The organism is Streptomyces sp. NPDC007905, assembly GCF_042959345.1.
Lineage (GTDB): Bacteria > Actinomycetota > Actinomycetes > Streptomycetales > Streptomycetaceae > Streptomyces.
The window spans coordinates 311693-334428 of the sequence record NZ_JBIBKS010000009.1; the positions used below are offsets into that span (position 1 = coordinate 311693).

The window sequence follows — 22736 nt, forward strand, 5'->3', positions numbered from 1 at the left end:
CCGTTCCGAGCCGTTGGCAGCACACCCAGGACAAGGCAGTATCACCCTGTGGCCGATCTCATCACCGTTGAGGATCCCGACGACCCGCGCCTGCGCGACTACACGGGCCTGACCGACGTCGAACTGCGCCGCAAGCGCGAGCCGGCCGAGGGCCTGTTCATCGCCGAGGGCGAGAAGGTCATCAGAAGGGCCAAGGAAGCCGGATACGAGATGCGCTCCATGCTGCTCTCGGCCAAGTGGATCGACGTCATGCGCGACGTCATCGACGAACTCCCGGCCCCCGTGTACGCCGTCAGCCCGGAACTCGCCGAGCAGGTCACCGGCTACCACGTACACCGGGGCGCCCTCGCCTCCATGCAGCGCAAGCCGCTGCCGACGGCGGCGGAACTGCTCCGCTCCGCCCGCCGGGTGGTGGTCATGGAGTCGGTCAACGACCACACCAACATCGGCGCGATCTTCCGCTCAGCGGCCGCCCTCGGCATGGACGCGGTACTGCTGTCGCCCGACTGCGCCGACCCGCTGTACCGCCGTAGCGTCAAGGTCTCCATGGGTGCGGTGTTCTCCGTGCCCTACGCCCGTCTGGAGACCTGGCCCAAGGGTTTGGAGTCGGTCCGCGAGGCGGGTTTCACCCTGCTCGCGCTCACCCCGGACGAGAAGGCCGCGCCCCTGGACGAGGCCGCTCCCCACAGGATGGACCGGGTGGCCCTGATGCTCGGCGCCGAGGGGGACGGCCTGTCCACGCAGGCCCTGGTCGCCGCCGACGAATGGGTGCGCATCCCCATGTCCCACGGCGTGGACTCCCTCAACGTGGGCGCGGCGGCCGCGGTGGCGTTCTACGCGGTGGCGACGGGACGGCCGGGGGCCTGAGCCGGAATCGGGAGCGTCACGTCCCTGAGCCGGAGGTGAGGACCGACTCGTACCGCCGCGGCATCGGCTTCCCGTCGTCCAGTGGCCCGAAGCCCGTCGCCGCGTGCTGCTGAGGCCGGCCGTCGCCGCCGCCGAGCCCGCGCGCCGGACCCTGACAGCCCTGCGCCACCGCGATGCCCAGCGCCACCAGCAGCGTCACCACCACGAACACGAAAAGCCGCTGGCGCAGCAGCCGGGGATTGGCGGGCCGCCGCCCGGTCCCCGTCGCACGCGGCGCCGGACGCCCGGTACCGCTGCGCGGAGCGGACCGGCTCCCGCTTCCCGAGCGGGGGCCGCCGACACGCGGGACCGGGGTGGGGCGGGCCGCGCCCGACCGGGAGGTGACGCCCCCGCGCGGGTTGCTGCCGCCCCGCGCGGGCGCACCACCCCGGGCGGGTGTGCCACCGCGCGGCACCGGGGTGCCGGGGGCGGTCCGCCGCTGGGTGCGCTGCTGCTCGGGATAGGTGTCCACGAGTCGTCCGGTGGGCCGGTCGGTTTCCGCGGCGCGCGGCGCGGGCGGTCGTACGTCGGTCGGGCCCTGTGCCTCGCGGGCGGCGATCTCCTTGAGCCGCAGCGCCAGTTGGAGCGTGCTGGGCCGGTCCTCGGGGTCCTTGGCCAGACAGGCCCGTACGAGCGGGGCCAGGGCGTCCGGTACGCCGTGCAGCTGCGGCTCCTCGTGCACCACGCGGTACAGCATCACCTCCGAACTGCCCTGCCCGAAGGGTGAGTCGCCGGTCGAGGCGTAGGCCAGGGTGGCGCCCAGCGAGAAGACGTCCGTCGCCGGGGTGACCGCCGCGCCGCGTACCTGCTCGGGAGCGAGGAAGCCGGGGGAGCCGACCGCGGTGCCGACATGGGTGAGCGTGGAGGCGCCGGTGGCCCAGGCGATGCCGAAGTCGATGATCCGTGGCCCCTTGGGGGACAGCAGGATGTTGGAGGGCTTCAGGTCCCGGTGGACGACGCCGGCCTCGTGCACGGCGACGAGCCCCTCGGACAGCGCCGCGCCGATCGCCGCCGCCTCGGCCGCGCCGAGCGGGCCCTCGTCGGCGACCTTGTCGTGCAGCGAGGGCCCGGGTACGTACTGCGTCGCGAACCAGGGCCGCTCCGCCTCCAGATCCGCCGCCACCAGCCGGGCCGTGCACCCGCCCCTGATGCGCCGGGCCGCCGAGACCTCACGGGCGAACCGCGACCGGAACTCCTGGTCCTCCGCCAGATCGGGCCGGATCACCTTCAGCGCGACCCGCTGCCCCTTCTTGTCGGAGCCGAGGTAGACCACGCCCATCCCGCCCGCGCCGAGCCGTCGGTGAAGCCTGAACGAGCCGACGACGCGCGGGTCCTCGCGCCTCAGGCGCATCATCGCCATGTTCATCCCCGCTGCCCGGTCCCTGTGACGTGGCACAGCTTACGTTTCCACGGCCGCCCGCGCGCAGAGGCCGCGCCCTCTCGGGCGGATGGATTGTGCGTGGCGGGCGCGCGAGGTGAAACACGGTCAGGAAGCCACTGTCTGCGGAGCCCTTGGGACGCCCGGCACTCCAACGCACATGTGTGTCACGGAGGTTGAAGCCGAGGCCGGTGACCATGAGTGGGGGCCCGCCACCGCCCGGAGGGGCCCACCGGTGGACGGGCGTACGCCGCCCAGAGCCGTCCGCGGCGCGGACGTCACCCCTCCCCCGGATCCGGTCGAAGTGATCGAAGTCACTCGAACCGCCCCGCCGGACCGGTCCGGACATGACGGGACACAGCGGGCGACCCCTCCGGGAAGACCCCGAGATCCGGGACCGCTTCTCCACCCAGGGGAGTACTCCACAGGTCATGGCTCATCCTCCGGGAGGCCCGGGATTCGGTACGAGGGCATGACGTCCGCCGGGCGCCGCGCCCCTAGATTTGAGGTCAAGCGGCGGGTGCAACACTCGTCCCCCGAGGTCAGGCACCCGCCGCTGCGAACGACAACCGAAACGGTCAGGAGAGGGACCATGGCCCACACGGCACCGCGGCGCACAGTGTTCGCCACCCGCCGGACGGCCCGCCGCCACCCCTTGGTGGCGACGCTCATGGCCCTTCCCCTCGCGGCCCTGCTCCTCCTCGTCTTCGACGGCTGGGAGACGGTGGCCACACAGGCGTCGTCCGTGGGTGCGATGTTGGGGCGCTGAGCGGCGACCCCAGGCCCGGAAGAGCGGTCCGGGCGGGGACATCCATCCATGAAACCCCGTGGGGACGGGGGTGCGGCGGACGGCACACATGCCGGCGCAGCTGGGGAGCTGCGCCGGCATCGCCGTTTCCGGTCCCCCCCACGCCGGCCGGCAGCACCATCGCCGACCGCGGCCGGCCCTTGGCCGGTCGCGCAGTTCCCCGCGCCCCTGAGGAGTAGCGCCACCGTCGGCCACAGAGCCTCAGCACTCGCCGCAGCGGTGGGCCGTCGTGCCCACGTGGTGCGGGCAGTCGTGCCGCTGGGGCGGCGCGGGCGGGCGCAGCGGCACCCCGCAAGCGCGGGCAGGCGAAGCCTCCCTCGGCCGGCTACCAGTACCCTCACCGCACAGCCCACCTTCTCGAGGCCCCCGTGACCCCAGACACCCCCGCGCTCCTGCCTGCCCTCACCGCGACGCTCACGGCCGCCGCCCACCCCCAAACCGGCGAAGCCCCCTGCACCTGCGCCACCACCCCCCTCGCCGTGCGCCCCGACGCCACCGTCGTCCGGCATGCCGGCACCGTCGCGAAGGCCCACGCGCCGGACACCGACCCCGCCGAGCTGGCTCTCCGCCTCGCCATGGCAGACCGGCTCCCGGACGTCCTCCTCGCGCCGCTCACCAGCGACCCCGTCGCCCTGCACGACCGCCTGGTGACCTTCTGGCCGTACGGCGCCCCCGTGGACCCGGACGATCCGGACGCCGCTCCCTGGGAAGCCGCCGCCACCCTCCTCGCACGGCTTCACCGGACGGCCCCTCCCGTTCCCCTGCCCCCGATGCGCGGCCCCGGGAAAGCCGCCCACGCCGTCCGCCGCCTGCGGACGGCCGTGGGCAGCGCTCCCCACCCCGCCGCACCCCCTGTCCTCCAGGCCTGGCACGGCCTGCCCGCCTGGGCCCGCGCCGAGGCCCCCATGCCAGGAACCCCGGTCCTCTGCCACGGCGACCTGCACCTCGGCCAGCTCGTCCGCCACCCCGCACCCGGCGGCCCCTGGCGGCTGATCGACGTGGACGACCTCGGCCTCGGCGTCCCGGCCTGGGACCTCGCCCGCCCCGCCGCCTGGTACGCCTGCGGGCTGCTCCCGCCCGACGAGTGGACCCGCTTCCTGACCGCGTACCGTGAGGCCGGCGGCCCCGCCGTACCCGCGGACGGCGACCCCTGGGCCGCCCTGGACGTCCCGGCCCGCACCCTCACCGTGCAGACCGCGGCCCGCGCGATCACCAAGGCGCTCGCGGCGGACCGCCCGCTGGACGAGGTGGACCAGGCCCTGGTGGACGCCTGTGCCCGAATGACTCCCGTCCCGCACCAGTTGACGCACGGATTCCCGGCATAGGCTGCAACCGACCGGGGCCGGACGGAGTCTGTCCTGGGGAAACACGAAGCAGGACCGACCGGCGAGGAGTTGAGCCGACCATGCAGTGTCCGAAGTGCCATGCGCCGATGCACACCTACAACCGCAACGGCGTTCAGATCGAGCAGTGCAGCGGCTGCCGCGGCATCTTTCTCGACTACGGCGAGCTGGAGGCGCTGACCCGCCTGGAGTCCCAGTGGTCCCAGCCGGCGCCCCCGCCCCCGTCGGCCCCGCAGGCGTACCCCGCGCCGTCCGCCCCCGCCTGGGGCGCCCCGCACGGCGGCGGCCACCAGGGGGGTCACTACGGCGGCCACGGCGGCCACGGTGGCCACCACCGCCCCAAGAGCTTCGGCCACATGCTCTTCTCCAGCTGAGCGAACGAAGAAGCCCCCGGCCGTACGAGACGGCCGGGGGCTTCTTCGGTGTGTGGACGATACTGGGATTGAACCAGTGACCTCTTCCGTGTCAGGGAAGCGCTCTCCCGCTGAGCTAATCGTCCTCGGGACCACGATCACTCGGACGTCACTCCACAGAGCGGATCATGGGCACTGCGTGCGCGATACTGGGATTGAACCAGTGACCTCTTCCGTGTCAGGGAAGCGCTCTCCCGCTGAGCTAATCGCGCGGGTAGGGATCTTCGAGAAGATCCAGTGGACGATACTGGGATTGAACCAGTGACCTCTTCCGTGTCAGGGAAGCGCTCTCCCGCTGAGCTAATCGTCCTTGGAGGTGGAGACGGGATTTGAACCCGTGTAGACGGCTTTGCAGGCCGTTGCCTCGCCTCTCGGCCACTCCACCAGGAGTGTAGGGGACCGGGAAGACCCCTTCTTCCTTCGAGCGGACAACGAGGCTCGAACTCGCGACCTCAACCTTGGCAAGGTTGCGCTCTACCAACTGAGCTACGTCCGCCTGTCGTTTCGGTCCGCTTCCACGTCCCGGCGACGTGTTGAACTCTAGCGGATTCCTGGGCCAGCACAAAAACGCGTTTGCGCAGCGTGCTGCGCTGCACCCACCGGACGACGTGGTCGGCGCCCGCGGCGGGACATGCCCGGGCCGCCTTTCGGACACCCGTCCTAGACTCGACCCGTGCTCCACCACCCTCCTCGGCGCCCTTCCGGGCTCCCTCCCCTCGCCCGCTTCGGCGACCGACTCGCCACCGGCCTCCTCGACGTCACCAGCGATCCCGCCGCCCTGGACTCCGCCGGCTTCTGGGCCGTCTGCGCGGACTTCGAGGGCCGGCTGACCTGCGCCCGCTTCGCGGACGTACGGGAGGAGTCGGTGCCCGCCCCGGTGCCGGGCGGCTGGCAGGGCCCGGCCGTCGGGGACTGGACCTCTTCCCTGGACCGCGCCGCGTACACCGCCGCCGTCGGCCGGATACGCGAGCACATCGCGGCCGGCGAGGTCTACCAGGCCAACCTCTGCCGGGTGCTCAGCGCGCCGGTGGCCCCCGACGCCGACGTGGACGCGCTGACCGCCGAGCTGGCCCGCGGCAACCCGGCGCCCTACGCGGGCACGATCCGTCTGCCGGAGCACGGCGTGGAGATCGCCACCGCCTCGCCCGAGCTGTTCCTGCGCCGGGCCGGCCGTACGGTCGAGTCGGGCCCCATCAAGGGCACCGGCCGCACCGAGGCGGACCTCCTGGAGAAGGACTACGCCGAGAACGTGATGATCGTGGACCTGGTCCGCAACGACATCGGGCGCGTCTGCGCCACCGGCAGCGTGACGGTGCCCGACCTGTGCGCCGTGGAGAAGCACCCCGGTCTGGTCCACCTGGTCTCCACCGTCCGCGGCGAGCTGCGTGAGGACGCCGGCTGGCCGGACCTGCTCGCCGCGGCCTTCCCGCCCGGCTCGGTCACCGGCGCCCCCAAGTCGAGCGCCCTCAGGATCATCGAGGCCCTGGAGACCGCGCCGCGCGGCCCCTACTGCGGCGGCATCGGCTGGGTCGACGCCGACCGGGGCGTCGGGGAGCTGGCCGTGGGCATCCGTACCTTCTGGATCGACCGGCCCTCCCCCGGCACGGCGATGCTGCGCTTCGGCACCGGCGCCGGCATCACCTGGGGATCCGATCCCCAGGGGGAGTGGCGGGAGACCGACCTGAAGGCGTCCCGGCTGCTCGCGGTAGCGTCGGGGATGTACCAGGAAGACCGGGCGGGCGGGGCGGGAACGGACGAAGGGGCGCTCACATGAGGATCTGGCTGGACGGCGGGCTGCAGGACATCGAGTCCGCCCGTGTCTCCGTCTTCGACCACGGCCTGACCGTCGGAGACGGCGTCTTCGAGACGGTCAAGGCGGTCGACGGGAAGCCCTTCGCGCTCACCCGCCACCTGGACAGGTTGACCCGCTCGGCCCGGGGCCTCGGCCTGCCCGACCCCGACCACGACGAGGTGCGCCGCGCCTGTACGGCGGTCCTGGAGGCCAACCCGATGCCGCTGGGCCGGCTGCGCATCACCTACACCGGCGGCCACGGCCCCCTCGGCTCCGACCGCGGCGACCACGGCCCGACCCTGGTGGTCGCCCTCGGCGAGACCGCACGCCGTCCCGACGTCACCGCCGTGATCACCGTCCCCTGGACCCGCAACGAGCGCGGCGCCCTCACCGGCCTGAAGACCACCTCGTACGCCGAGAACGTCGTCGCCCTCGCCCGCGCTCACCAACACCGCGCCTCCGAGGCCCTGTTCGGCAACACGGTCGGCCGGCTCTGCGAGGGCACCGGGTCCAACGTCTTCGTCGTCCTGGACGGCGAGATCCACACCCCGCCGGTCTCCTCCGGCTGCCTCCCCGGCATCACCCGGGCCCTGACCGTGGAATGGACCGGCGCCAGGGAGACCGACCTGCCGCTCGACGTCCTGGAGCGGGCCGAGGAGGTCTTCCTCACCTCCACCCTGCGGGACGTCCAGGCCGTGCACCGGATCGACGAGAGGGAACTTCCCGCGGCACCCGGCCCGGTGACCGCCAAGGCGATGCGGATCTTCGACGAGCACTCCGGCCGGGACCTGGACCCCTGACAGAAGCGGGAAATCCGGCTGACCGAGGGCTCGTGAGCGGGTAGAACTCCCGTGATGACGACGACCCTGCGGCCGGCCGAGCCGCTCCAGCAGCAAGCCGACGGCACCCGTTCGCGCCGCTACCAGGTGTGCGTGAACAGCCGTCCCGTCGGCGAGATCCGTCTCGGCACCTCGCCGTCCCTCGGCGCCTCGGTGGCCCGCATCCTCACCCTGCGGATAGCCGAGCCCGACCGGCGGCGCGGCCGGGGCACGGTGGCAGCGCTCGCCGCGGAGGAGGTGGCCCGCGGCTGGGGCTGCACCCACATCGAGATCGTGGTCCCCGCCGGAGCGGAGGCCGTGCTGCGGCTCGTCGACGTCCTCGGCTACACGCTGCGCAACCGCGGCATGGGGAAACGTCTCGGAGCCACCCCGCCCGCACTGCCCCCGGGCAGCCACGCACGGCCGATGACCCCGGCCGAGTACGACGCGTGGGAGGAGTACGAGTCCGAGCGGTACGCCCGTGACTGGATCGAGCTGGGTGTACCCGAGGCCGTGGCACGCGCCAAGTCGCGACGGGACCACGAGACGCTGCTGCCGCACGGCCTCGGCACCGAGGACATGCTCTTCAGCGTCCTGGAACACGAGGGGACGCGGGTGGGCACGCTGTGGGTGGCCCTGCAGGACGCCGAGGCGTTCGTCTTCGACGTCGAGACCGACACGGCCCACCGCGGCCGTGGGCACGGCCGGACTCTCATGCTGCTGGCGGAGCGCCAGGCGCTCGCCGCGGGCCGGTCCGTCCTCGCCCTCAACGTGTTCGCCGGCAACGCCCCGGCCGAGCGGCTGTACGAGTCGCTCGGCTACGAGACGACGCAGCGCGCCTTCTCCAAGCCGCTGTTGTAGGGCTCCGGGTCAGACCTTTCCGGCCAGCAGGCGGTCCGCGATCTCCTCGATGCGTTCGCGCAGCCCCTCCTGGCTCTTGCCGCCGTCCAGGCGCTCGCCCCCGATGACGTAGGTGGGCGTGCCGGTGACGCCGATCGCCTTGCCCTCGGCCTGGTCCGCGTCGACGATCAGGATGTGCCGGCCGTCGATCAGCGCGGTGTCGAACTCCTCGGCGTCCAGCCCCAGTTCACGGGCGACGTCGACCAGGAAGGGTTCCCCCGCACGGTCCAGCTCCTCGACCCGCTCCAGCACGGCCTCCACGTACGGCCAGCCCTTGCCCTGCTCCAGTGCCTCCTCGGCGGCCTGGGCGGCGGCGAAGGCGTGCTTGTGCTTCTCCAGCGGGAAGTGCCGCAGCCGCAGCTCCAGCCGGTCGCCGTAGCGGGCGCGCAGGGCACGGACGTCGTCCAGGGCGCCGCGGCAGTCGGGGCACTGCAGTTCGCACCAGACGTCGAGGACGAGGGCTTCGGCGCGGGCGGGGGAGGAGTCGCTCATGCGGTCCAGTCTTCCAGGCCGGAGGCGGCCGACCCAATCGGGACCGTACGGCCCCGCACGACCATGGCGCCTGGTGGGGCGGGGCCGGCGGACCGGCACCCGAGGAGGAGGCGACCCGGAGATCTCCCTGATGTCGGACCTGAGCATGGCATGGCGTGGACCGGGCGGTGCAGGATGGAAGGGACGAAGCGCACCTTGCTCGTGCTCTTGCGTCCGCCGCCCACCGACCGAGCCCGCCAGGAGGACCGGATGATTGCCGAGACCGTCTGCTCCGCCGTCTCCGTCGCGGGCCTGGGCATCGCGGTGGTCACGGCCTACCGCAAGCGTTTCCTCTCGGCCGCGCGTATCGCCGCCTACTCGCTGGTGCCGATCGGCCTGGTGATGACCGGAGTCGTCGGCTGGCTCGCCGACACCGCCTTCAGCCCCACGGCCTGGGCGGGCTTCGGCGTGCTGGCTGCGGCCTGGCTGCTGTTCGCGGGCGCCCGCGCCGTGGAGCGCCGCCGCGGCGGCACCCGGGCCGAGCGCAGGGCGGCCCGGGGCGCGCGCGCCGACACGGTGGCACCGGCGGCCTCGGCGCCCTCACTCGGTGCGGGGACGACCCCCGCCGCCCGGCCGACCGCCGCCCCGCGCTCCAGCAGCTCCGCCGACGACTTCAGCGACATCGAGGCCATCCTGAAGAAGCACGGCATATGACCTGAAACCGTTCACTACCGGAAGCAAGTCGAACAGGCCGGTACGGAAATCGGTGAAGTCCTGCACTCGGCGAGTGTGTGATCGCCAACGGGGTGCCGCCTGGGCCATCATCACCGGCGAGATGCTGGACACGACACAGAGCGAGGCCGCGCCGCCGAAGGACGAGCCGCGCGGGTGCCTCTTCGCCCTTTCCCAGCCACCGCTGATGATCTTCCTTGCGGTGATCGGGTGTCTGCTCCTCATGGCTGCGCTGCACGACCTGCTGTTGCTGTGAGCCGTACACGTCCGTCCCGGCGTCACCCGCCGGGACCGGCGTCGCCCCGGGCGCCCCCGTGGTCAGCCCGCCGCTTCCTTGCGCCGTGCCCGGTAGGCGGCGACATGCAGCCGGTTCCCGCAGGTGCGGCTGTCGCAGTAGCGGCGCGAGCGGTTGCGGGAGAGATCCACGAAGGCACGTCGGCAGTCCGGCGCCTCACAGCGCCGCAGCCGCTCCTGCTCCCCGGCCACCACGAAGAAGGCGAGTGCCATTCCGCAGTCGGCGGCCAGATGGTCGGCCACGGAGGCGCCGGGTGCGAAGTAGTGCACATGCCAGTCGTAGCCGTCGTGGTCCGTGAGTCGCGGGGTGGTGCCGGCCGCGGCGACCAGCTCGTTGATCATCCCGGCGGCGGACCGGGCGTCCGGGGCCGCGAAGATCCCCGCGAACCGGCCCCGGACCTTGCGCACCGCCGACAGGTCGAACTCGGACAGCACCCCGACATCGCTGATGGCGTGGCTTCGCACGAAATCGGCGAGTGCCGGGACATCCGGCAGTCCGTCCGCCGCCGTGTCGTCCTCCGGCACGGTGTTCACCAGATCCACCACGGTGTCGAGGGCGCACCGGGTGTCGTGGGTGATCAGCACGTTTCGCTCCCTGGCCTGGATGTCGGGCGGGCGCCCGCCGATGCTGGCCGATGGTAGCGACATCCACGCCCACCGCACCGGGTTCCGCCCCACCGGCGATTGCCGGTGGAACGCCTCCGTGCCTCTGAGGGTTCCCGAGACCTACGCCCCTGGAGCGCACGGAGAACAGGCCGGCGCCGCCCCGTGAACACTCACGGTGACGGCGTCGGCGTGTGCCGTATGCGGTTGTCTTGGCCCGAGCCGTCTCCCCGAGTGGACGGCGCCGGGCGGCTCAGGGGTGCCGCGACCTAGCTCTCCGCCAGGATGTGCGAAAGCTCCTGATCCAGATCGAAGTGCCGGTGTTCCGTGCCGGGGGGCACAGCGGCGTCTGTTCGCTTCAGGAAGGACTCCAGGGCCCGCGCCGGGGCCTCGAGCAGGGCCTCCCCCTCCGGGGAGCTGAGGGCGATGCACACGACGCCCTGACCATGACTGCGGGATGGCCAGACGCGGACGTCGCCGGTGCCGGTGGGCCGGTGCAGCCCCTCGGCGAGGAGGTCGCGGGCGAACACCCACTCGACGGTCTCCTCGGCTCCGGTGTGGAAGGTGGCGTGCACGGCGTAGGGGTCGGCCGTGTCGTACCGCAGGCCTGCGGGGACAGGCAGGGAGGACTCGCTCGACACAACGAGGCGCAGGTGCAGCTCGCAGCTGACCGTGGTGTTCATAAGCGCCAGGGCCTTTCGCTCAGTGTGCGCTCGGGGATTCGCACGTCGGCGAAATCGACATGCCACCTACGGTGCCGTTGTAAACCCCTCTGAGTGTTTTGCGTGCCTTTACGTAACTCTTCCGGCCGAGAACTCGTACGAGGTCTACGCCCATTCCGGTGACCTGATTCACTCCGGTAGGGTTTGTCTGCATGAATACGGGGAGTGACGAGCCGGGCGAGGTTGTCGTAGCATCGGGCGAGGCGGACAAGGCCAACGGGATGGACAAGGCGAAGGCGGGCTCGGAGCGGTCCGAGCGCAGGCTCGGCTCCCGGGCGCCCCAATTCGTCAAGGCCCGCCGGGCCCTGCACCTGAGCTGGCAGGTCGGCGTCTTCGTGGTCGGCCTGGCGGTCGTCGGCGCCGGCGTCGTCATGCTGCCGCTGCCCGGACCGGGCTGGGTCGTGATCTTCGCCGGCATGGCGATCTGGGCGACCGAGTTCGTCTGGGCCCAGCTCGTGCTGCGCTGGACGAAGCGCAAGGTCACCGAGGCGGCCCAGCGGGCCCTCGATCCGAAGGTGCGCCGCCGGAACATCACCCTCACGGTGATCGGCCTGGTGATCGTCGGCACACTCGTCGGGATCTACCTGTGGAACTTCGGCGCCGTGATGCCGTGGAAGATCAATGACCAGTGATCCGGCGCCGGGGCGCGGCCGTCCACCGGTCCGGCCCTGGTCGGAGGCATCCCCTGACATGGGGTAATGTTCTTCCTGCGTCCGGGCGATTAGCTCAGTGGGAGAGCGCTTCGTTCACACCGAAGAGGTCACTGGTTCGAACCCAGTATCGCCCACCCGGACACGACGGCCCACCCGCGAGAGCAGGTGGGCCGTCGTCGTTGCCGCGGCAGGCCGTTGCCGGGACGCACTGCGGGAGCCGACTCTCCGGGTGCGCGAGCGGCACCCACCGTCATGGCATTCCCCTGCTCGACGGGGCCGCCTGGACCGCGCCGAGAGCCACTCGCCGCAGGACGCGTCCAGGGCGCCACGCAGGTGGCCGAGGCGCATGACCCGCACTCATCGGGCCGACATGCGACCGGTGTGACGCCTGAGCCGGTCGCCCCCCCCCTGCGCCGAGGCCCACCGCTGTCCGTCTCCGGCCGGCTCCGTACGTGCGTCCGGCGTCGACCGGTTCCGGCTGACTCGTCGCCCGCGCCCGTTCTGCCGGCCGGACCTCCCTTCACCTGCGCCGTCACCCCTTGACCACCCCCTCGGCGACGGCCGGCCACCGCCGTCGCATTTCTTGAAACGATTCATGACGCGCGACGACGCTGCGAGGAAGAATTGCGGGAACCAACAGGAAGCTTGAGAGGCGTACGGTCCTGAAGGCGGCCGCGCTCGGGTTCGCCGCGACAGCCGGGTGTGGCGGGCAGTGGGGCGAGGGACGGCACGGTGACGATCCGTTACTCCTGGTGGGATGCCGAAGAGCGGGCCAAAGAAGATCAATCAGTGCGATCGCGCTCTTCGAGAAGAAGTACCCGGAGATCAAGGGCAAGACCGACTTCCAGACCTACCGGTCGTTCTGGGAGAAGTTCCGGACGCAGGCGGCCGGCGGAAATCCCCCGGACGTTTTCCAAAACGCCGTCACTTTCCTTCGGAAGTACGACACGCGGGGAATTCTTCTCGACCTGAAGTCCCAGGTGCAGGCGGGCAATCTGAGCATGGATCACTTCCGGGCGGCGCACGAAGGTCGGCGAGGTCGACGGCAAGCAGCTGGGAATTCCCGTCGGGTCCAACACGATGGCGCTCGTCACCGACAAGAAGGTTTTCCAGAAGGCGGGCGTCGAGCCGCGGCACGGCTGGACCTGGGACGAGTACTTCAAGGCCGTGACGACCTTCAACGACAACACGAAGGTCGCGGCGACACCGGCTACTTCAGCATCATGCACCTGTACGGCCTCTACCTCCGCCAGAACGGCGAGGCGTTCTTCACCAAGGACGGACTCGGCTTCGACAGGGCCGACCTGACGGAGTGGTGGACGGACGGCTGCAACCGTGTGAAGGCCGGCATCGTCACCGACCGAAGGTCGTCCAGCAGGACATGCCGCAGTCCGCCCTCTGCTGCGCTTTCCAGGGCCACTCGCGCCTGCACGCCCACGCCGCCGTACAGACCGTGACGCGGCGCTCGCCAAGCGCGCCCGGACCAAGTTCTACGGCTCCGACGGCTACACCGGGTCCGGCTCGCCGTGGAAGACCGAGAAGCTGACCGGACCGCCCACCCTGGTCGAGGCAGCGAGGCGAACTGGGTGTCCATAACGACACCGCGCGGTACGGCCTCGCGGCCATCGAGAACCTGGCCCTGCTCGGCGACAGGATGCCCCAGTGGTGGAGGGGAGCACCGTCGCACGGGCGGCGGTGCTCCCGCCCGGAGTGTGGCCGGGAGCACGCTGCGACGCATGAGTACGCGTACTCAGATCCATGTGTCCGCGGGCAGACTCGCCTCATGGACTGGACCCACTACCGCTTCCGCAGCCTGTGGCCCCTGCCCGCGGCGCCGGCCGTCGTGTATGCCGCGCTGGAGCGGCCCGAGGACTATCCGCGCTGGTGGCCGCAGGTGCGGTCGGTGACCCGGCTGGACGACGACACCGGTGTGATCACCATCCGGTCCGTCCTCCCGTACGCCATGACCTTCACCGCACGCCGGAGCCGCGACGAACCCGACGCCGGTGTGCTGGAGATCGCCGTGTCCGGTGACATCGAGGGCTGGGCACGCTGGACGGTCACCGCCGGCGGTCCCGGAACCCTCGCCCTGTACGAGCAGGAGGTCGAGGTACGCAAGCCCCTGCTCAGGCGGTTGGCGGCGCCCGGACGGCCCGTCTTCCGCGCCAACCACCGGCTGATGATGGCCGCCGGGCGGCGCGGACTGCTGCGGTACCTCGAAGCGGTTTGAAGTAACACCGCGGGGACCTGTATGGTTCAGTGCGTTCCCGGGCGATTAGCTCAGTGGGAGAGCGCTTCGTTCACACCGAAGAGGTCACTGGTTCGAACCCAGTATCGCCCACCGGGAAAGAGCCGGTCTGCACACGCAGACCGGCCTTTTCGTGTCCGGTCGTACGTCGTGACGGGGACGTCATGAGGGGTGGGGCAGGCAGGAGAAGACCGGGAAAGGCGATCTCGGTGCGCGGCGCAGGGTGCGGGCGCTGAGCGTGGTCGCAGCCGTCCTGCCGGCGGCCGCCGTCGTCGCGGGCGTCAGTGTGGCCCTCGTCGGCCGCCACGGGAAACTGGAGAGGCGCACGCCGCGCGGAACCGCCCTCCGGCTCCAGGCCGAGGCATTCCGGCCCTACTTGGCCGACCCCGCCACCTGCCCCGACGAACTGCCCGTCGGGCAACGGGCGGACCGGTACGCCGCGTGGGTCGTGGCCCTCGGTGTCGCATCCGCCCCGCACCCTCACGCCGCCGCCGGCAGCTCCGGACGCAGCGGCCACTCCGTGCTGACGATCTCCTCCGAGCCGCTGCGCGCGAACCATGCCTGAAGCCCGCGCGCCTGCGCCGCGTGCCAGTTCGCCTGGAGCGTGTGCAGCTCGGCGGGGGAGAGCCGCTCGAGCCGCGTCGCGAAACGGCGGCCCAAGGCCCGTACGACGTCCAGCGCGGCCAGTGCGTCCGCTGCCGCGTCGTGCGCGCCCTCCAGCGTCACGCCGTAGTGCGCGCACAGGTCGGTCAGCGTGCGCCGGCCCTTGCGGTAGCGGTCCAGGTGCTTGTCCAGGACCCGGGGATCCAGCACCCGCAGCGGGGCCGCCTCGAACCAGCGGTCGAGCGAGGTGGCGCGGTGCCGGCGCAACTCCCGGTCCAGCAGCGTCAGATCGAAGGGGGCGTTCATCACCACCAGGGGGCGCCCCATCGCCGCGTGCTCGGCCAGCTGCTCGGCTATCTCGTACATCACCGGCGCCGGCCAGCGGCCGTGGTGCTGCAGGTGATCCTCCGTCAGTCCGTGCACCGCCGTCGCCGCCTCGGGCACCGGCACACCCGGGTTCACCAGCCAGCGGGTGATCCGGGGCCGGGTGCCCGGCGCGTCCTGGACGACGACGGCGGCCGACACGATCCGGTCGGTCTCGACGTCCACGCCCGTCGTCTCCGTGTCGAAGGCAGCCAGCGGCCCCTCGTACCAGCACGTCATCCCAACCCAACTCCTCGTTCACCCACGGCAAGAGACGTTCCGTCTTCTGCCCGTTTGGTGATACCCGGGCCGTTTGCGCCGTACGCCGCAAGGACACAACAGGAGTACGGGTCTTTGCAGTTCAGCGGCCCGCAGCGGGAAACTCTTGGCTTGGAAGGCTGTTGGTCATGGCCATAGCGCAGCCCGAGCGGGGCGGGCTGCTGCCCGAACGTACGGGCACCCTTCGCGGCACGCTCGCCACCACCGCCTGCATGGAGACACTGCAGGTCGGCTATCTGCACGCGGTCGCCGCGGCCGCGGGCTGTTCGCTGTCCCAGCCCTTCCCGGACAACGGCATCGACTGGCACGTCAGCCACAGCGCACCCGGCCACACCGTCGACGACGAGGTCACCATCAAGGTGCAGCTGAAGTGCACCTACCAGGTCGCGCCGAACCCGCCGGGCCGCTTCTTCTCCTTCACGCTCGACAACGCCCACCTGCGCAAGCTCGCCCGCACGCCCGTCTCGGTGCACAAGATCCTGGTCGTGATGCTCGTCCCGCGCTCCCAGGACGACTGGCTGCGCGCCAGCCACGACCGGCTCGACCTCAGGCACTGCTGTTACTGGGTCAACCTCGCCGGCCATCCGGTCACCGGCCGGCACCGGACCACCGTGCGGATACCGACCTCGCGCATCTTCGACGACCGTGCGCTGTGCGAGATCATGACGCGGGTCGGGACGGGAGGCAGGCCATGAGGATCCGCCCGTACGACGAGCCGGCCCGGCAGGTCCGGCCGCACCCCGACGACCTCGCCTGGAACCGGCCGCCCGTGCCCGCGGAGGTCGACCCGGCCGTGCTCGGCGCCCTGCTGCACCGGCACGGCTGGCAGCGGCGCGGGGGAGCGGCCGGGCGCTACGGCCGCTGGACCCCACCCGGGCCCGGCGGCAACGGGACCAGCCTGCTGGTGCCCGAGAGCCGGGCCTTCCCCGACAGCGACGACCTGCTCGGCGAGGCCCTCGACGCCCTCGCCCGCAGCGACACCCCCTCGGCGCGCGAGATGCTGATCTCCCTCGCCGTGCCCAGCGACGAGATCCGCTGGTGGCGGGACATCCCGAGCGGGCCGGTGGGCGCCGCCCCCTGGACGGTCGACGAACAGTTGCGCGCCGCCGCCCGCCGGACGCTGCTCGCCGCCGCGCTCGCCACGCGCGCGCGTGCCGGCTACTACGGCGCCCGGCACCGCCGGCCCGCCGCCTCGCTCCTGGAGAACGTCCTCGTCGGCCCCACCGCCGAGGGCCGCCGGCTGACCGCGTTCGTGCCCGTGCCCACCGGCCGCCCGCTCGCCGTCCGCCTCCACCAGGCCCTGTACGCGGCCCGCGAGGCCATCGACTACCAGCGGGCCACCGGCGGCATGGACGCCTTCGACGGCGCCGTGGCGGCCGGCGTCAGCCGCGAGCTGACCGAGGCGCTGACCGCGCTCGTCCGCGGGACCGAGGGTGCGCGCATCGCCATCGCCTGGGCCCCCGGGCCCGGTGTGCCCGTGGGCTGTGCCCCCTCGGCCGAACCCGTCGAGTTCTCACCCGGCGACCTGCCCGTGCTCCACGCCGCGGGAGCCCGCTATCTGCAGGAGGAACCCTCCGTGCCGGTGCAGATCACCGGCGCCGTGGTCCGTCTGCGCCGCTCCGGGCCGTGCGGCGAGGGCACCGTACGGCTGCGGGTGCTGGCCGGCGCCGAGGTCCCGCACCTCCGCGTCACGCTGGACGAGGAGGACTACCGCATCGCCGGGCATGCCCACCTCGTGGGCCTCCCGGTGCGCGTGCACGGCCGGCTGGAGCGCCGGGGCGGCTTCCGCAGGCTCACCGGCGCCTTTGGGGTCGTACCCGTGCAGGTGGACGACGCCGAGCGGGACCGGCTGATGAAGTCCCTGCAGGAGACCCCCGAGGAAGGGGACTTCTTCGAGGAGGCGTGCGGGGAGGCGTACGGGGACGAGGACTGAGGGTGACCGTTTCGCGGTCGGCGGCGTCGGGTCGGTACGATCCCTTGTGCGCGCGCTCCTGGTATGGCGCCGCACCCCCCTTCAGTCAGGAGAGACCGGTGTCAGACGTCCGTGTGATCATCCAACGCGATTCCGAGCGGGAAGAACGCGTGGTGACGACGGGCACTACGGCCGCCGACCTCTTCGCGGGCGAGCGCTCGATCATCGCCGCGCGCGTGGGCGGCGAGCTGAAGGACCTCAGCCACGAGCTGTCCGACGGTGACGAGGTCGAGGGCGTCGAGATCTCCTCCGAGGACGGTCTGAACATCCTGCGCCACTCCACCGCGCACGTCATGGCGCAGGCCGTGCAGGAGCTCTTCCCCGAGGCCAAGCTGGGCATCGGCCCGCCGGTCAAGGACGGCTTCTACTACGACTTCGAGGTCGCCAAGCCGTTCACGCCCGAGGATCTCAAGGCCGTCGAGAAGAAGATGCAGGAGATCCAGAAGCGGGGACAGAAGTTCTCCCGCCGCGTGGTGACCGACGAGGACGCCCGCGAGGAACTGGCGAACGAGCCGTACAAGCTGGAGCTGATCGGCCTCAAGGGCTCGGCCTCCGCCGACGACGGCGCGGACGTGGAGGTCGGCGCCGGCGAGCTGACGATCTACGACAACCTGGACGCCAAGAGCGGCGAGCTGTGCTGGAAGGACCTCTGCCGTGGTCCGCACCTGCCCTCCACCCGCCTCATCCCGGCGTTCAAGCTGATGCGCAACGCGGCCGCCTACTGGCGCGGCAGCGAGAAGAACCCCATGCTGCAGCGCATCTACGGCACCGCCTGGCCGTCCAAGGACGAGCTGAAGGCGCACCTCGACTTCCTCGCCGAGGCCGAGAAGCGCGACCACCGCAAGCTCGGCACCGAGCTGGACCTGTTCTCGATCCCCGAGGAGATCGGCTCCGGTCTCGCCGTCTTCCACCCCAAGGGCGGCATCGTCCGCCGTGTGATGGAGGACTACTCGCGGCGCCGCCACGAGGAAGAGGGCTACGAGTTCGTCTACACCCCGCACGCGACCAAGGGGAAGCTCTTCGAGACGTCCGGGCACCTGGACTGGTACGCCGAGGGCATGTACCCGCCCATGCAGCTCGACGAGGGCGTGGACTACTACCTCAAGCCCATGAACTGCCCGATGCACAACCTGATCTTCGACGCGCGCGGCCGCTCGTACCGCGAACTGCCGCTGCGTCTCTTCGAGTTCGGGACCGTGTACCGGTACGAGAAGTCGGGAGTCGTGCACGGCCTGACCCGGGCCCGCGGCTTCACCCAGGACGACGCGCACATCTACTGCACCCGTGAGCAGATGTCCGAGGAACTGGACAAGACCCTCACCTTCGTCCTCGGCCTGCTGCGCGACTACGGCCTGACCGACTTCTACCTGGAGCTGTCCACCAAGGACCCGGAGAAGTTCGTCGGTTCGGACGAGGTCTGGGAGGAGGCCACGGAGACCCTCCGCCAGGTCGCCGAGAAGCAGGGCCTGCCCCTGGTTCCCGACCCGGGCGGCGCCGCCTTCTACGGCCCGAAGATCTCCGTCCAGACCAAGGACGCGATCGGCCGTACCTGGCAGATGTCGACCATCCAGCTCGACTTCAACCTGCCCGAGCGCTTCGACCTCGAATACACCGGCCCCGACGGTGCCAAGCAGCGTCCGGTCATGATCCATCGCGCGCTCTTCGGCTCCATCGAGCGCTTCTTCGCGGTACTCCTGGAGCACTACGCGGGTGCCTTCCCGGCGTGGCTCGCCCCGGTCCAGGCGATCGGCATCCCGATCGGCGACGCGCACGTCGAGTACCTGGCGAAGTTCGCCGCGGCGGCCAAGAAGAAGGGCCTGCGCGTCGAGGTCGACTCCTCCTCGGACCGTATGCAGAAGAAGATCCGCAACGCCCAGAAGCAGAAGGTGCCCTTCATGGTCATCGCGGGCGACGAGGACATGTCGAACGGCTCGGTGTCCTTCCGCTACCGCGACGGCTCGCAGGAGAACGGCATCCCGTTCGACGACGCCATCGCGAAGATCGCCAAGGTCGTGGAGGAGCGGACCCAGGTCTGATCCGGCACCTGACCCGCACGAAAGGCTCCCGGGAGGCTCAGCGTCCCGGGGGCCTTTCGTCGCTCTGGCGGGAGAAGATCTGCATCAGCAAGGACGAGAACGAACCCGTCACCGCGCCGAGCAGGCCGAGGCCGCAGGCCATCATCCCGATCGCGATCACCCTGCCGAGCGCGGTCACCGGGGTGATGTCGCCGTAGCCGACCGTGCTCAGGGTCGAGGCGGCCCACCACACGGCGTCCCCGAACGTCTTCATCGTGGCGCCGGGCGCCCCGCGCTCCTGCTGGTAGACCGCGAGGGCGCCGCAGAAGCCGAGCAGCAGGGTGGACAGGCTCGCGTAGGCGATCACGCGTGCGTACAGGGACAGCCGGGGCTCTCCCTGCCGGCGCTGGATGACGTCGTAGAGCGGAACGATCCGCAGCGGGCGCAGCAGCGGCAGGATGACCACGACCGTGTGCAGGAAGTGCGTGCTGACGAAACGCAGGAAGTGCTGCCCACTGAGCCGCCAGCGCACCACGTAGTCCGCGGCGAACAGCACCCAGAGGGCGAGCATCGTGAACCCGCACAGGTTCCGCCAGCCGGACGGCAGGCTCACGGCCAGGACACGAGTGGCATAGGCGGCGATGAACACCAGTGACGCCACGAAGAGCGGAATCTCGGTGCGCTGCTCCCAGTGAGCCGCGGGGCTGTCGTCGTCCACCGGCCAAGCTTGGCCGGTCACCGCCGTCTCGCCGCCCCGGCGACACGCCGCGAACGGGCGAAGCCATATGCTGCCTTGCATGACGAGTGAGCCGGAGCAGCAGATCGGAGTGGGGACGCAGGACGCGTTCCAGCGCCTGTGGACGCCCCACCGGATGGCCTACATCCAGGGCGAGAACAAGCCGACCGGTCCGGGGGCCGACGACGGCTGCCCCTTCTGCTCGATCCCGGCCAAGTCCGACGAGGACGGCCTGATCGTCCACCGCGGCGAGCAGGTCTACGCCGTCCTCAACCTCTACCCGTACAACGGCGGCCACCTGATGACCGTGCCGTACCGGCACGTGGCCGACTACACCGAGCTGACCGGCCCGGAGACCGCCGAGCTGGCCGAGCTGACCAAGCAGGCGATGACGGCCCTGCGCACCGCCTCCGGCGCGCACGGCTTCAACATCGGCATGAACCAGGGCACGGCGGCCGGTGCCGGCATCGCGGCCCACCTGCACCAGCACATCGTCCCGCGCTGGGGCGGTGACACGAACTTCATGCCGGTGGTCGGCCACACGAAGGTACTGCCGCAGCTGCTCGCCGACACCCGCAAGATGCTCGCGGAGGCCTGGCCGGCGGCCTGACCCTGCTGCGCCGGCCGGCAGCCCCCGGAGCCGCTGCCCCCACCGACCCGCACCCCGCCGGACCGCCGGAGGCTCACGCGTCGTACAGGTCGGCCTTCTTCGGTGTCGGGTCCTGGACCAGGCCGCTGAGGACGGACGAGCGGTTGCCGAACTTCTCGATGTCCACGCCGTTCTCCTCCAGGACCCGGAGCGCGGCCGAGTGCACCACCCGCAGGACCGGCGTGGCCGCGCGCAGCGCGTCGTCGGCCATGAAGCGGTGCCGCCAGGGCTGGTCGGCCCACGCGTGCCGCAGGCCGAACGGCTCGGGCAGCACGAGCGAGCCGCCGAGCCAGTTCAGCAGCGGCGGATACCAGGTCAGCGGGGCGCGCGCGGTGAGCCGTACCACCTCGTCGGTGGGGACCAGCGGCAGCTTGACCGTGCGGGTCTCCCAGGGCTTGAAGGACTTGGAGACCTCCTTGGCCGGCGCCTCCGGCTTCGTGGTGAACAGGGGGTTCACCGGGCCCAGGGCATGTCCGGTCACCTCGATGCGCAGCGTCTCGTGCAGCACGGTCACCGTGATCAGCATGGTGATGACGAGCTGCCCGTCCCACAGGGTCCACTGCACGCCCAGGTAGTGCCGGTCGCCGCTGCCGAACTGCTGCTTGTTGCAGATTTCCTGTATGGCGTGCGGCTTGACCTGGAACGCCTCGACGTCCGTGCCCTCCGGCCGGGACACCGCCGTCGCCTTCTCCCCGATCGGCGTGACGATCCAGTGCCGTATCGACGGCTTCGGGAAGCCGCCGGTGTTCAGCGGGCCCCGCTCCAGCATGCGCAGCTGGTCGTGGATCGCGCGTATGACGTCCCAGCTGCGGAAGGGGTGGATCTCCCGGGTGGGGTCGGCCGGCACCAGGTCCTCGGCGAGCTGCCAGGCGCCCCAGCGGGTGCCCATGCCGAGTATGCCCTTGGGGCCGGCGTAGAAGACCGAGTTGGACTGCTGCTCGGCGCTCAGCCGGGCCAGCGACTGGCGCAGCTGCTCGGCCGCGGTCTCACCGGGACCGCGCGGCACGGCCTCGGGGACCTTGGCGCCGACGCTGCTGCCCGAGAGCAGACCGTCCCAGCGCGCCCGCAGGTCCTTCGCGGTGCGCTCGCAGATCTGCTTGGCCCAGAACCAGCCGAGCACCGGGGCGACGACGGCCCCACGCGCGTACCACGCCCAGAACCCGCTGAACGGCATCTTCAGCAGGAAGAGCCCGGCGAGCACACCGACCCCGGTGAGCAGGGCGGTGGCCAGTGCCCCGGCCCGCTTGTCGTCGCGCCTGACGACCAAGGTGCGCAGCTGGAAGACGAGCAGCCAGCCGATGAGTCCCGGCAGGAAGATCAGGCCGCACAGGGCCACGACGACGGACAGCCGGCTGTCGCGCTCGCGGCGGATGTTGTTGGCCGCCAGGCAGTGCTCCACGACGACCTGGGGCTCGGCGCCGAAGGACTGGATGAGCGGCGTGCGGCCGGGAGTGAGCATGCGATCGACGACGGCCCGGGAGAAGGCCTCGCCGAGATTCGGCCGGACCAGTCTCCACTTGCCGGCCTTGACCGTCGACTGGTGCCACTCGTTGTCGGTCTTCTTGATGTCCTCGATCACGTTGTCCCGGTAGGCGGCCGAGGCCAGCGCGAAGGTCGCCGCCTGGCCCTCGTCACCGGACACGGGCACCTGCGGTCCGTCCCACTCCGTTCCAACCGACATTCCCGCCCCCATCGCCGCCGGTGTCGCTCCTGCGGCCTTCCCGACTTCCCTGCCCCGCACACCTGTTGTCCAGGCCGTCCTGCCGATACCACATCACTACCGCACGAGTTCGGCACGACGTGATCGGGTGATCAGCGTATCCGTAGCCACTGACACCGCGTCGGCGGACGGCCGAAGCCGCCCGCCGGCGCACGGAGTTCAGCGGTGGTGAACTCCGTGAACGTGCACTCCATGAACGCCGTACCCGGTCCGCCCCGGGCTCCTAGACGAGTCTTTCCAAATGCCTGCGGGCGCGAGGAGAGGGTGTCCATGATCGTTTGTGACGACGAACCTGGACACCCTCGTGACCGCACTCTA

22 protein-coding genes, 7 tRNA genes and 2 pseudogenes are annotated in these 22736 nt (G+C 71.3%); 19 read left to right on the forward strand and 12 right to left on the reverse strand.

Annotated elements, in window-relative coordinates; genetic code table 11:
* Positions 1-48: 48 nt before the first annotated feature.
* Positions 49-867, forward strand: coding sequence for a TrmH family RNA methyltransferase (locus tag ACFZDC_RS18715; RefSeq protein ID WP_391325056.1), 819 nt, complete (start codon positions 49-51; stop codon positions 865-867).
* 16 nt (positions 868-883) lie between these two features.
* Here ACFZDC_RS18715 and ACFZDC_RS18720 read toward each other — a convergent pair whose 3' ends face one another.
* Complete coding sequence (locus ACFZDC_RS18720) at positions 884-2272, reverse strand: protein kinase (RefSeq protein WP_391325058.1); 1389 nt, start codon at positions 2270-2272, stop codon at positions 884-886.
* Positions 2273-2876: 604 nt separating this feature from the next.
* Between ACFZDC_RS18720 and ACFZDC_RS18725 the strand changes: the two genes are divergently transcribed.
* From ACFZDC_RS18725 to ACFZDC_RS18735, 3 genes are all read left to right on the forward strand, one after another.
* Complete coding sequence (locus ACFZDC_RS18725) at positions 2877-3053, forward strand: hypothetical protein (protein WP_391325060.1); 177 nt, start codon at positions 2877-2879, stop codon at positions 3051-3053.
* A 407-nt stretch (positions 3054-3460) separates the two neighbouring features.
* A complete protein-coding gene (locus ACFZDC_RS18730; protein WP_391325062.1) occupies positions 3461-4417 on the forward strand; it encodes a phosphotransferase in 957 nt (318 codons plus the stop codon).
* An 80-nt stretch (positions 4418-4497) separates the two neighbouring features.
* Positions 4498-4809: a zf-TFIIB domain-containing protein gene (locus tag ACFZDC_RS18735; protein ID WP_391325064.1), complete on the forward strand. Its 312-nt coding sequence runs from the start codon at positions 4498-4500 to the stop codon at positions 4807-4809.
* A 53-nt stretch (positions 4810-4862) separates the two neighbouring features.
* Here ACFZDC_RS18735 and ACFZDC_RS18740 read toward each other — a convergent pair.
* The 5 genes from ACFZDC_RS18740 to ACFZDC_RS18760 all read right to left on the reverse strand — a co-directional run bounded on the left by ACFZDC_RS18740 (position 4863) and on the right by ACFZDC_RS18760 (position 5344).
* A tRNA-Val gene (locus ACFZDC_RS18740) sits at positions 4863-4934 on the reverse strand.
* Between the two features lie 54 nt (positions 4935-4988).
* Positions 4989-5060, reverse strand: a tRNA-Val gene (locus tag ACFZDC_RS18745).
* 26 nt (positions 5061-5086) lie between these two features.
* A tRNA-Val gene (locus ACFZDC_RS18750) sits at positions 5087-5158 on the reverse strand.
* A 1-nt stretch (position 5159) separates the two neighbouring features.
* Positions 5160-5233 (reverse strand) — tRNA-Cys (locus tag ACFZDC_RS18755).
* 38 nt (positions 5234-5271) lie between these two features.
* Positions 5272-5344 (reverse strand) — tRNA-Gly (locus ACFZDC_RS18760).
* Positions 5345-5521: 177 nt separating this feature from the next.
* Here ACFZDC_RS18760 and ACFZDC_RS18765 point away from each other — a divergent pair.
* Genes ACFZDC_RS18765 through ACFZDC_RS18775 form a run of 3 tightly spaced genes read left to right on the forward strand, consistent with a single transcriptional unit; the run spans position 5522 to position 8319 of the window.
* Positions 5522-6622: a chorismate-binding protein gene (locus ACFZDC_RS18765; protein WP_391325065.1), complete on the forward strand. Its 1101-nt coding sequence runs from the start codon at positions 5522-5524 to the stop codon at positions 6620-6622.
* Positions 6619-7440, forward strand: a complete 822-nt coding sequence (locus ACFZDC_RS18770) for an aminotransferase class IV (protein WP_391325067.1) — start codon at positions 6619-6621, stop codon at positions 7438-7440. The genes ACFZDC_RS18765 and ACFZDC_RS18770 overlap by 4 nt, the downstream gene beginning before the upstream one ends.
* A 54-nt stretch (positions 7441-7494) precedes the next feature.
* Positions 7495-8319, forward strand: a complete 825-nt coding sequence (locus ACFZDC_RS18775) for a GNAT family N-acetyltransferase (RefSeq protein ID WP_391325069.1) — start codon at positions 7495-7497, stop codon at positions 8317-8319.
* A 9-nt stretch (positions 8320-8328) separates the two neighbouring features.
* Here ACFZDC_RS18775 and ACFZDC_RS18780 read toward each other — a convergent pair whose 3' ends face one another.
* Positions 8329-8850: a DsbA family protein gene (locus tag ACFZDC_RS18780; protein ID WP_391325071.1), complete on the reverse strand. Its 522-nt coding sequence runs from the start codon at positions 8848-8850 to the stop codon at positions 8329-8331.
* Positions 8851-9099: 249 nt separating this feature from the next.
* On the opposite strand from ACFZDC_RS18780, the gene ACFZDC_RS18785 reads away from it, so the two are divergent.
* Positions 9100-9543 (forward strand): hypothetical protein, encoded by a 444-nt coding sequence (locus ACFZDC_RS18785; RefSeq protein WP_391325072.1) that lies wholly within the window; start codon positions 9100-9102, stop codon positions 9541-9543.
* Positions 9544-9616: 73 nt separating this feature from the next.
* Positions 9617-9817, forward strand: coding sequence for a hypothetical protein (locus ACFZDC_RS18790; protein ID WP_391325115.1), 201 nt, complete (start codon positions 9617-9619; stop codon positions 9815-9817).
* A 62-nt stretch (positions 9818-9879) separates the two neighbouring features.
* Here ACFZDC_RS18790 and ACFZDC_RS18795 read toward each other — a convergent pair whose 3' ends face one another.
* Together ACFZDC_RS18795 and ACFZDC_RS18800 are read right to left on the reverse strand one after the other, a co-directional pair.
* The gene (locus ACFZDC_RS18795; protein WP_391325074.1) at positions 9880-10440 is read right to left on the reverse strand and encodes a CGNR zinc finger domain-containing protein; all 561 of its coding nucleotides are present in this window, start codon (positions 10438-10440) and stop codon (positions 9880-9882) included.
* A 287-nt stretch (positions 10441-10727) separates the two neighbouring features.
* Positions 10728-11141 carry an SsgA family sporulation/cell division regulator gene (locus ACFZDC_RS18800; RefSeq protein WP_004002642.1) on the reverse strand — a complete coding sequence of 138 codons (414 nt, stop codon included), beginning with the start codon at positions 11139-11141 and terminating at the stop codon, positions 10728-10730.
* Positions 11142-11332: 191 nt separating this feature from the next.
* Between ACFZDC_RS18800 and ACFZDC_RS18805 the strand changes: the two genes are divergently transcribed.
* The 6 genes and pseudogenes from ACFZDC_RS18805 (at position 11333) to ACFZDC_RS18830 (ending at position 14174) form a co-directional block, all read left to right on the forward strand.
* Positions 11333-11812: a TIGR02611 family protein gene (locus ACFZDC_RS18805; RefSeq protein ID WP_391325076.1), complete on the forward strand. Its 480-nt coding sequence runs from the start codon at positions 11333-11335 to the stop codon at positions 11810-11812.
* An 83-nt stretch (positions 11813-11895) separates the two neighbouring features.
* Positions 11896-11967 (forward strand) — tRNA-Val (locus ACFZDC_RS18810).
* Positions 11968-12456: 489 nt separating this feature from the next.
* A pseudogene (locus ACFZDC_RS18815) lies at positions 12457-13232 on the forward strand (ABC transporter substrate-binding protein); the annotation flags it as partial.
* A gap of 9 nt (positions 13233-13241) precedes the next feature.
* Positions 13242-13493, forward strand: a pseudogene (locus ACFZDC_RS18820) (Tat pathway signal sequence domain protein); the annotation flags it as partial.
* Between the two features lie 123 nt (positions 13494-13616).
* Positions 13617-14063 carry an SRPBCC family protein gene (locus tag ACFZDC_RS18825; RefSeq protein ID WP_391325112.1) on the forward strand — a complete coding sequence of 149 codons (447 nt, stop codon included), beginning with the start codon at positions 13617-13619 and terminating at the stop codon, positions 14061-14063.
* Positions 14064-14102: 39 nt separating this feature from the next.
* Positions 14103-14174, forward strand: a tRNA-Val gene (locus tag ACFZDC_RS18830).
* 387 nt (positions 14175-14561) lie between these two features.
* Here ACFZDC_RS18830 and ACFZDC_RS18835 read toward each other — a convergent pair.
* Positions 14562-15287, reverse strand: a complete 726-nt coding sequence (locus ACFZDC_RS18835; protein ID WP_391325078.1) for an exonuclease domain-containing protein — start codon at positions 15285-15287, stop codon at positions 14562-14564.
* A gap of 167 nt (positions 15288-15454) precedes the next feature.
* On the opposite strand from ACFZDC_RS18835, the gene ACFZDC_RS18840 reads away from it, so the two are divergent.
* From ACFZDC_RS18840 to thrS, 3 genes are all read left to right on the forward strand, one after another.
* Positions 15455-16021, forward strand: a complete 567-nt coding sequence (locus tag ACFZDC_RS18840; protein ID WP_391325080.1) for a DUF4365 domain-containing protein — start codon at positions 15455-15457, stop codon at positions 16019-16021.
* The gene (locus ACFZDC_RS18845; protein WP_391325082.1) at positions 16018-17259 is read left to right on the forward strand and encodes a hypothetical protein; all 1242 of its coding nucleotides are present in this window, start codon (positions 16018-16020) and stop codon (positions 17257-17259) included. Before ACFZDC_RS18840 ends, ACFZDC_RS18845 begins: the two co-directional genes overlap by 4 nt.
* Positions 17260-17357: 98 nt before the next feature.
* Positions 17358-19334: a threonine--tRNA ligase gene (gene thrS / locus ACFZDC_RS18850; RefSeq protein ID WP_391325084.1), complete on the forward strand. Its 1977-nt coding sequence runs from the start codon at positions 17358-17360 to the stop codon at positions 19332-19334.
* A gap of 37 nt (positions 19335-19371) precedes the next feature.
* Here thrS and ACFZDC_RS18855 read toward each other — a convergent pair whose 3' ends face one another.
* Positions 19372-20031, reverse strand: coding sequence for an ion channel (locus ACFZDC_RS18855; protein WP_391325086.1), 660 nt, complete (start codon positions 20029-20031; stop codon positions 19372-19374).
* 67 nt (positions 20032-20098) lie between these two features.
* Here ACFZDC_RS18855 and ACFZDC_RS18860 point away from each other — a divergent pair, with 67 nt between their 5' ends.
* The gene (locus tag ACFZDC_RS18860) at positions 20099-20659 is read left to right on the forward strand and encodes an HIT domain-containing protein (protein WP_391325088.1); all 561 of its coding nucleotides are present in this window, start codon (positions 20099-20101) and stop codon (positions 20657-20659) included.
* Between the two features lie 73 nt (positions 20660-20732).
* Here the strand turns inward: ACFZDC_RS18860 and ACFZDC_RS18865 are convergent, their stop codons facing one another.
* Positions 20733-22379: a hypothetical protein gene (locus tag ACFZDC_RS18865; protein WP_391325090.1), complete on the reverse strand. Its 1647-nt coding sequence runs from the start codon at positions 22377-22379 to the stop codon at positions 20733-20735.
* Positions 22380-22736 lie beyond the last annotated feature (357 nt).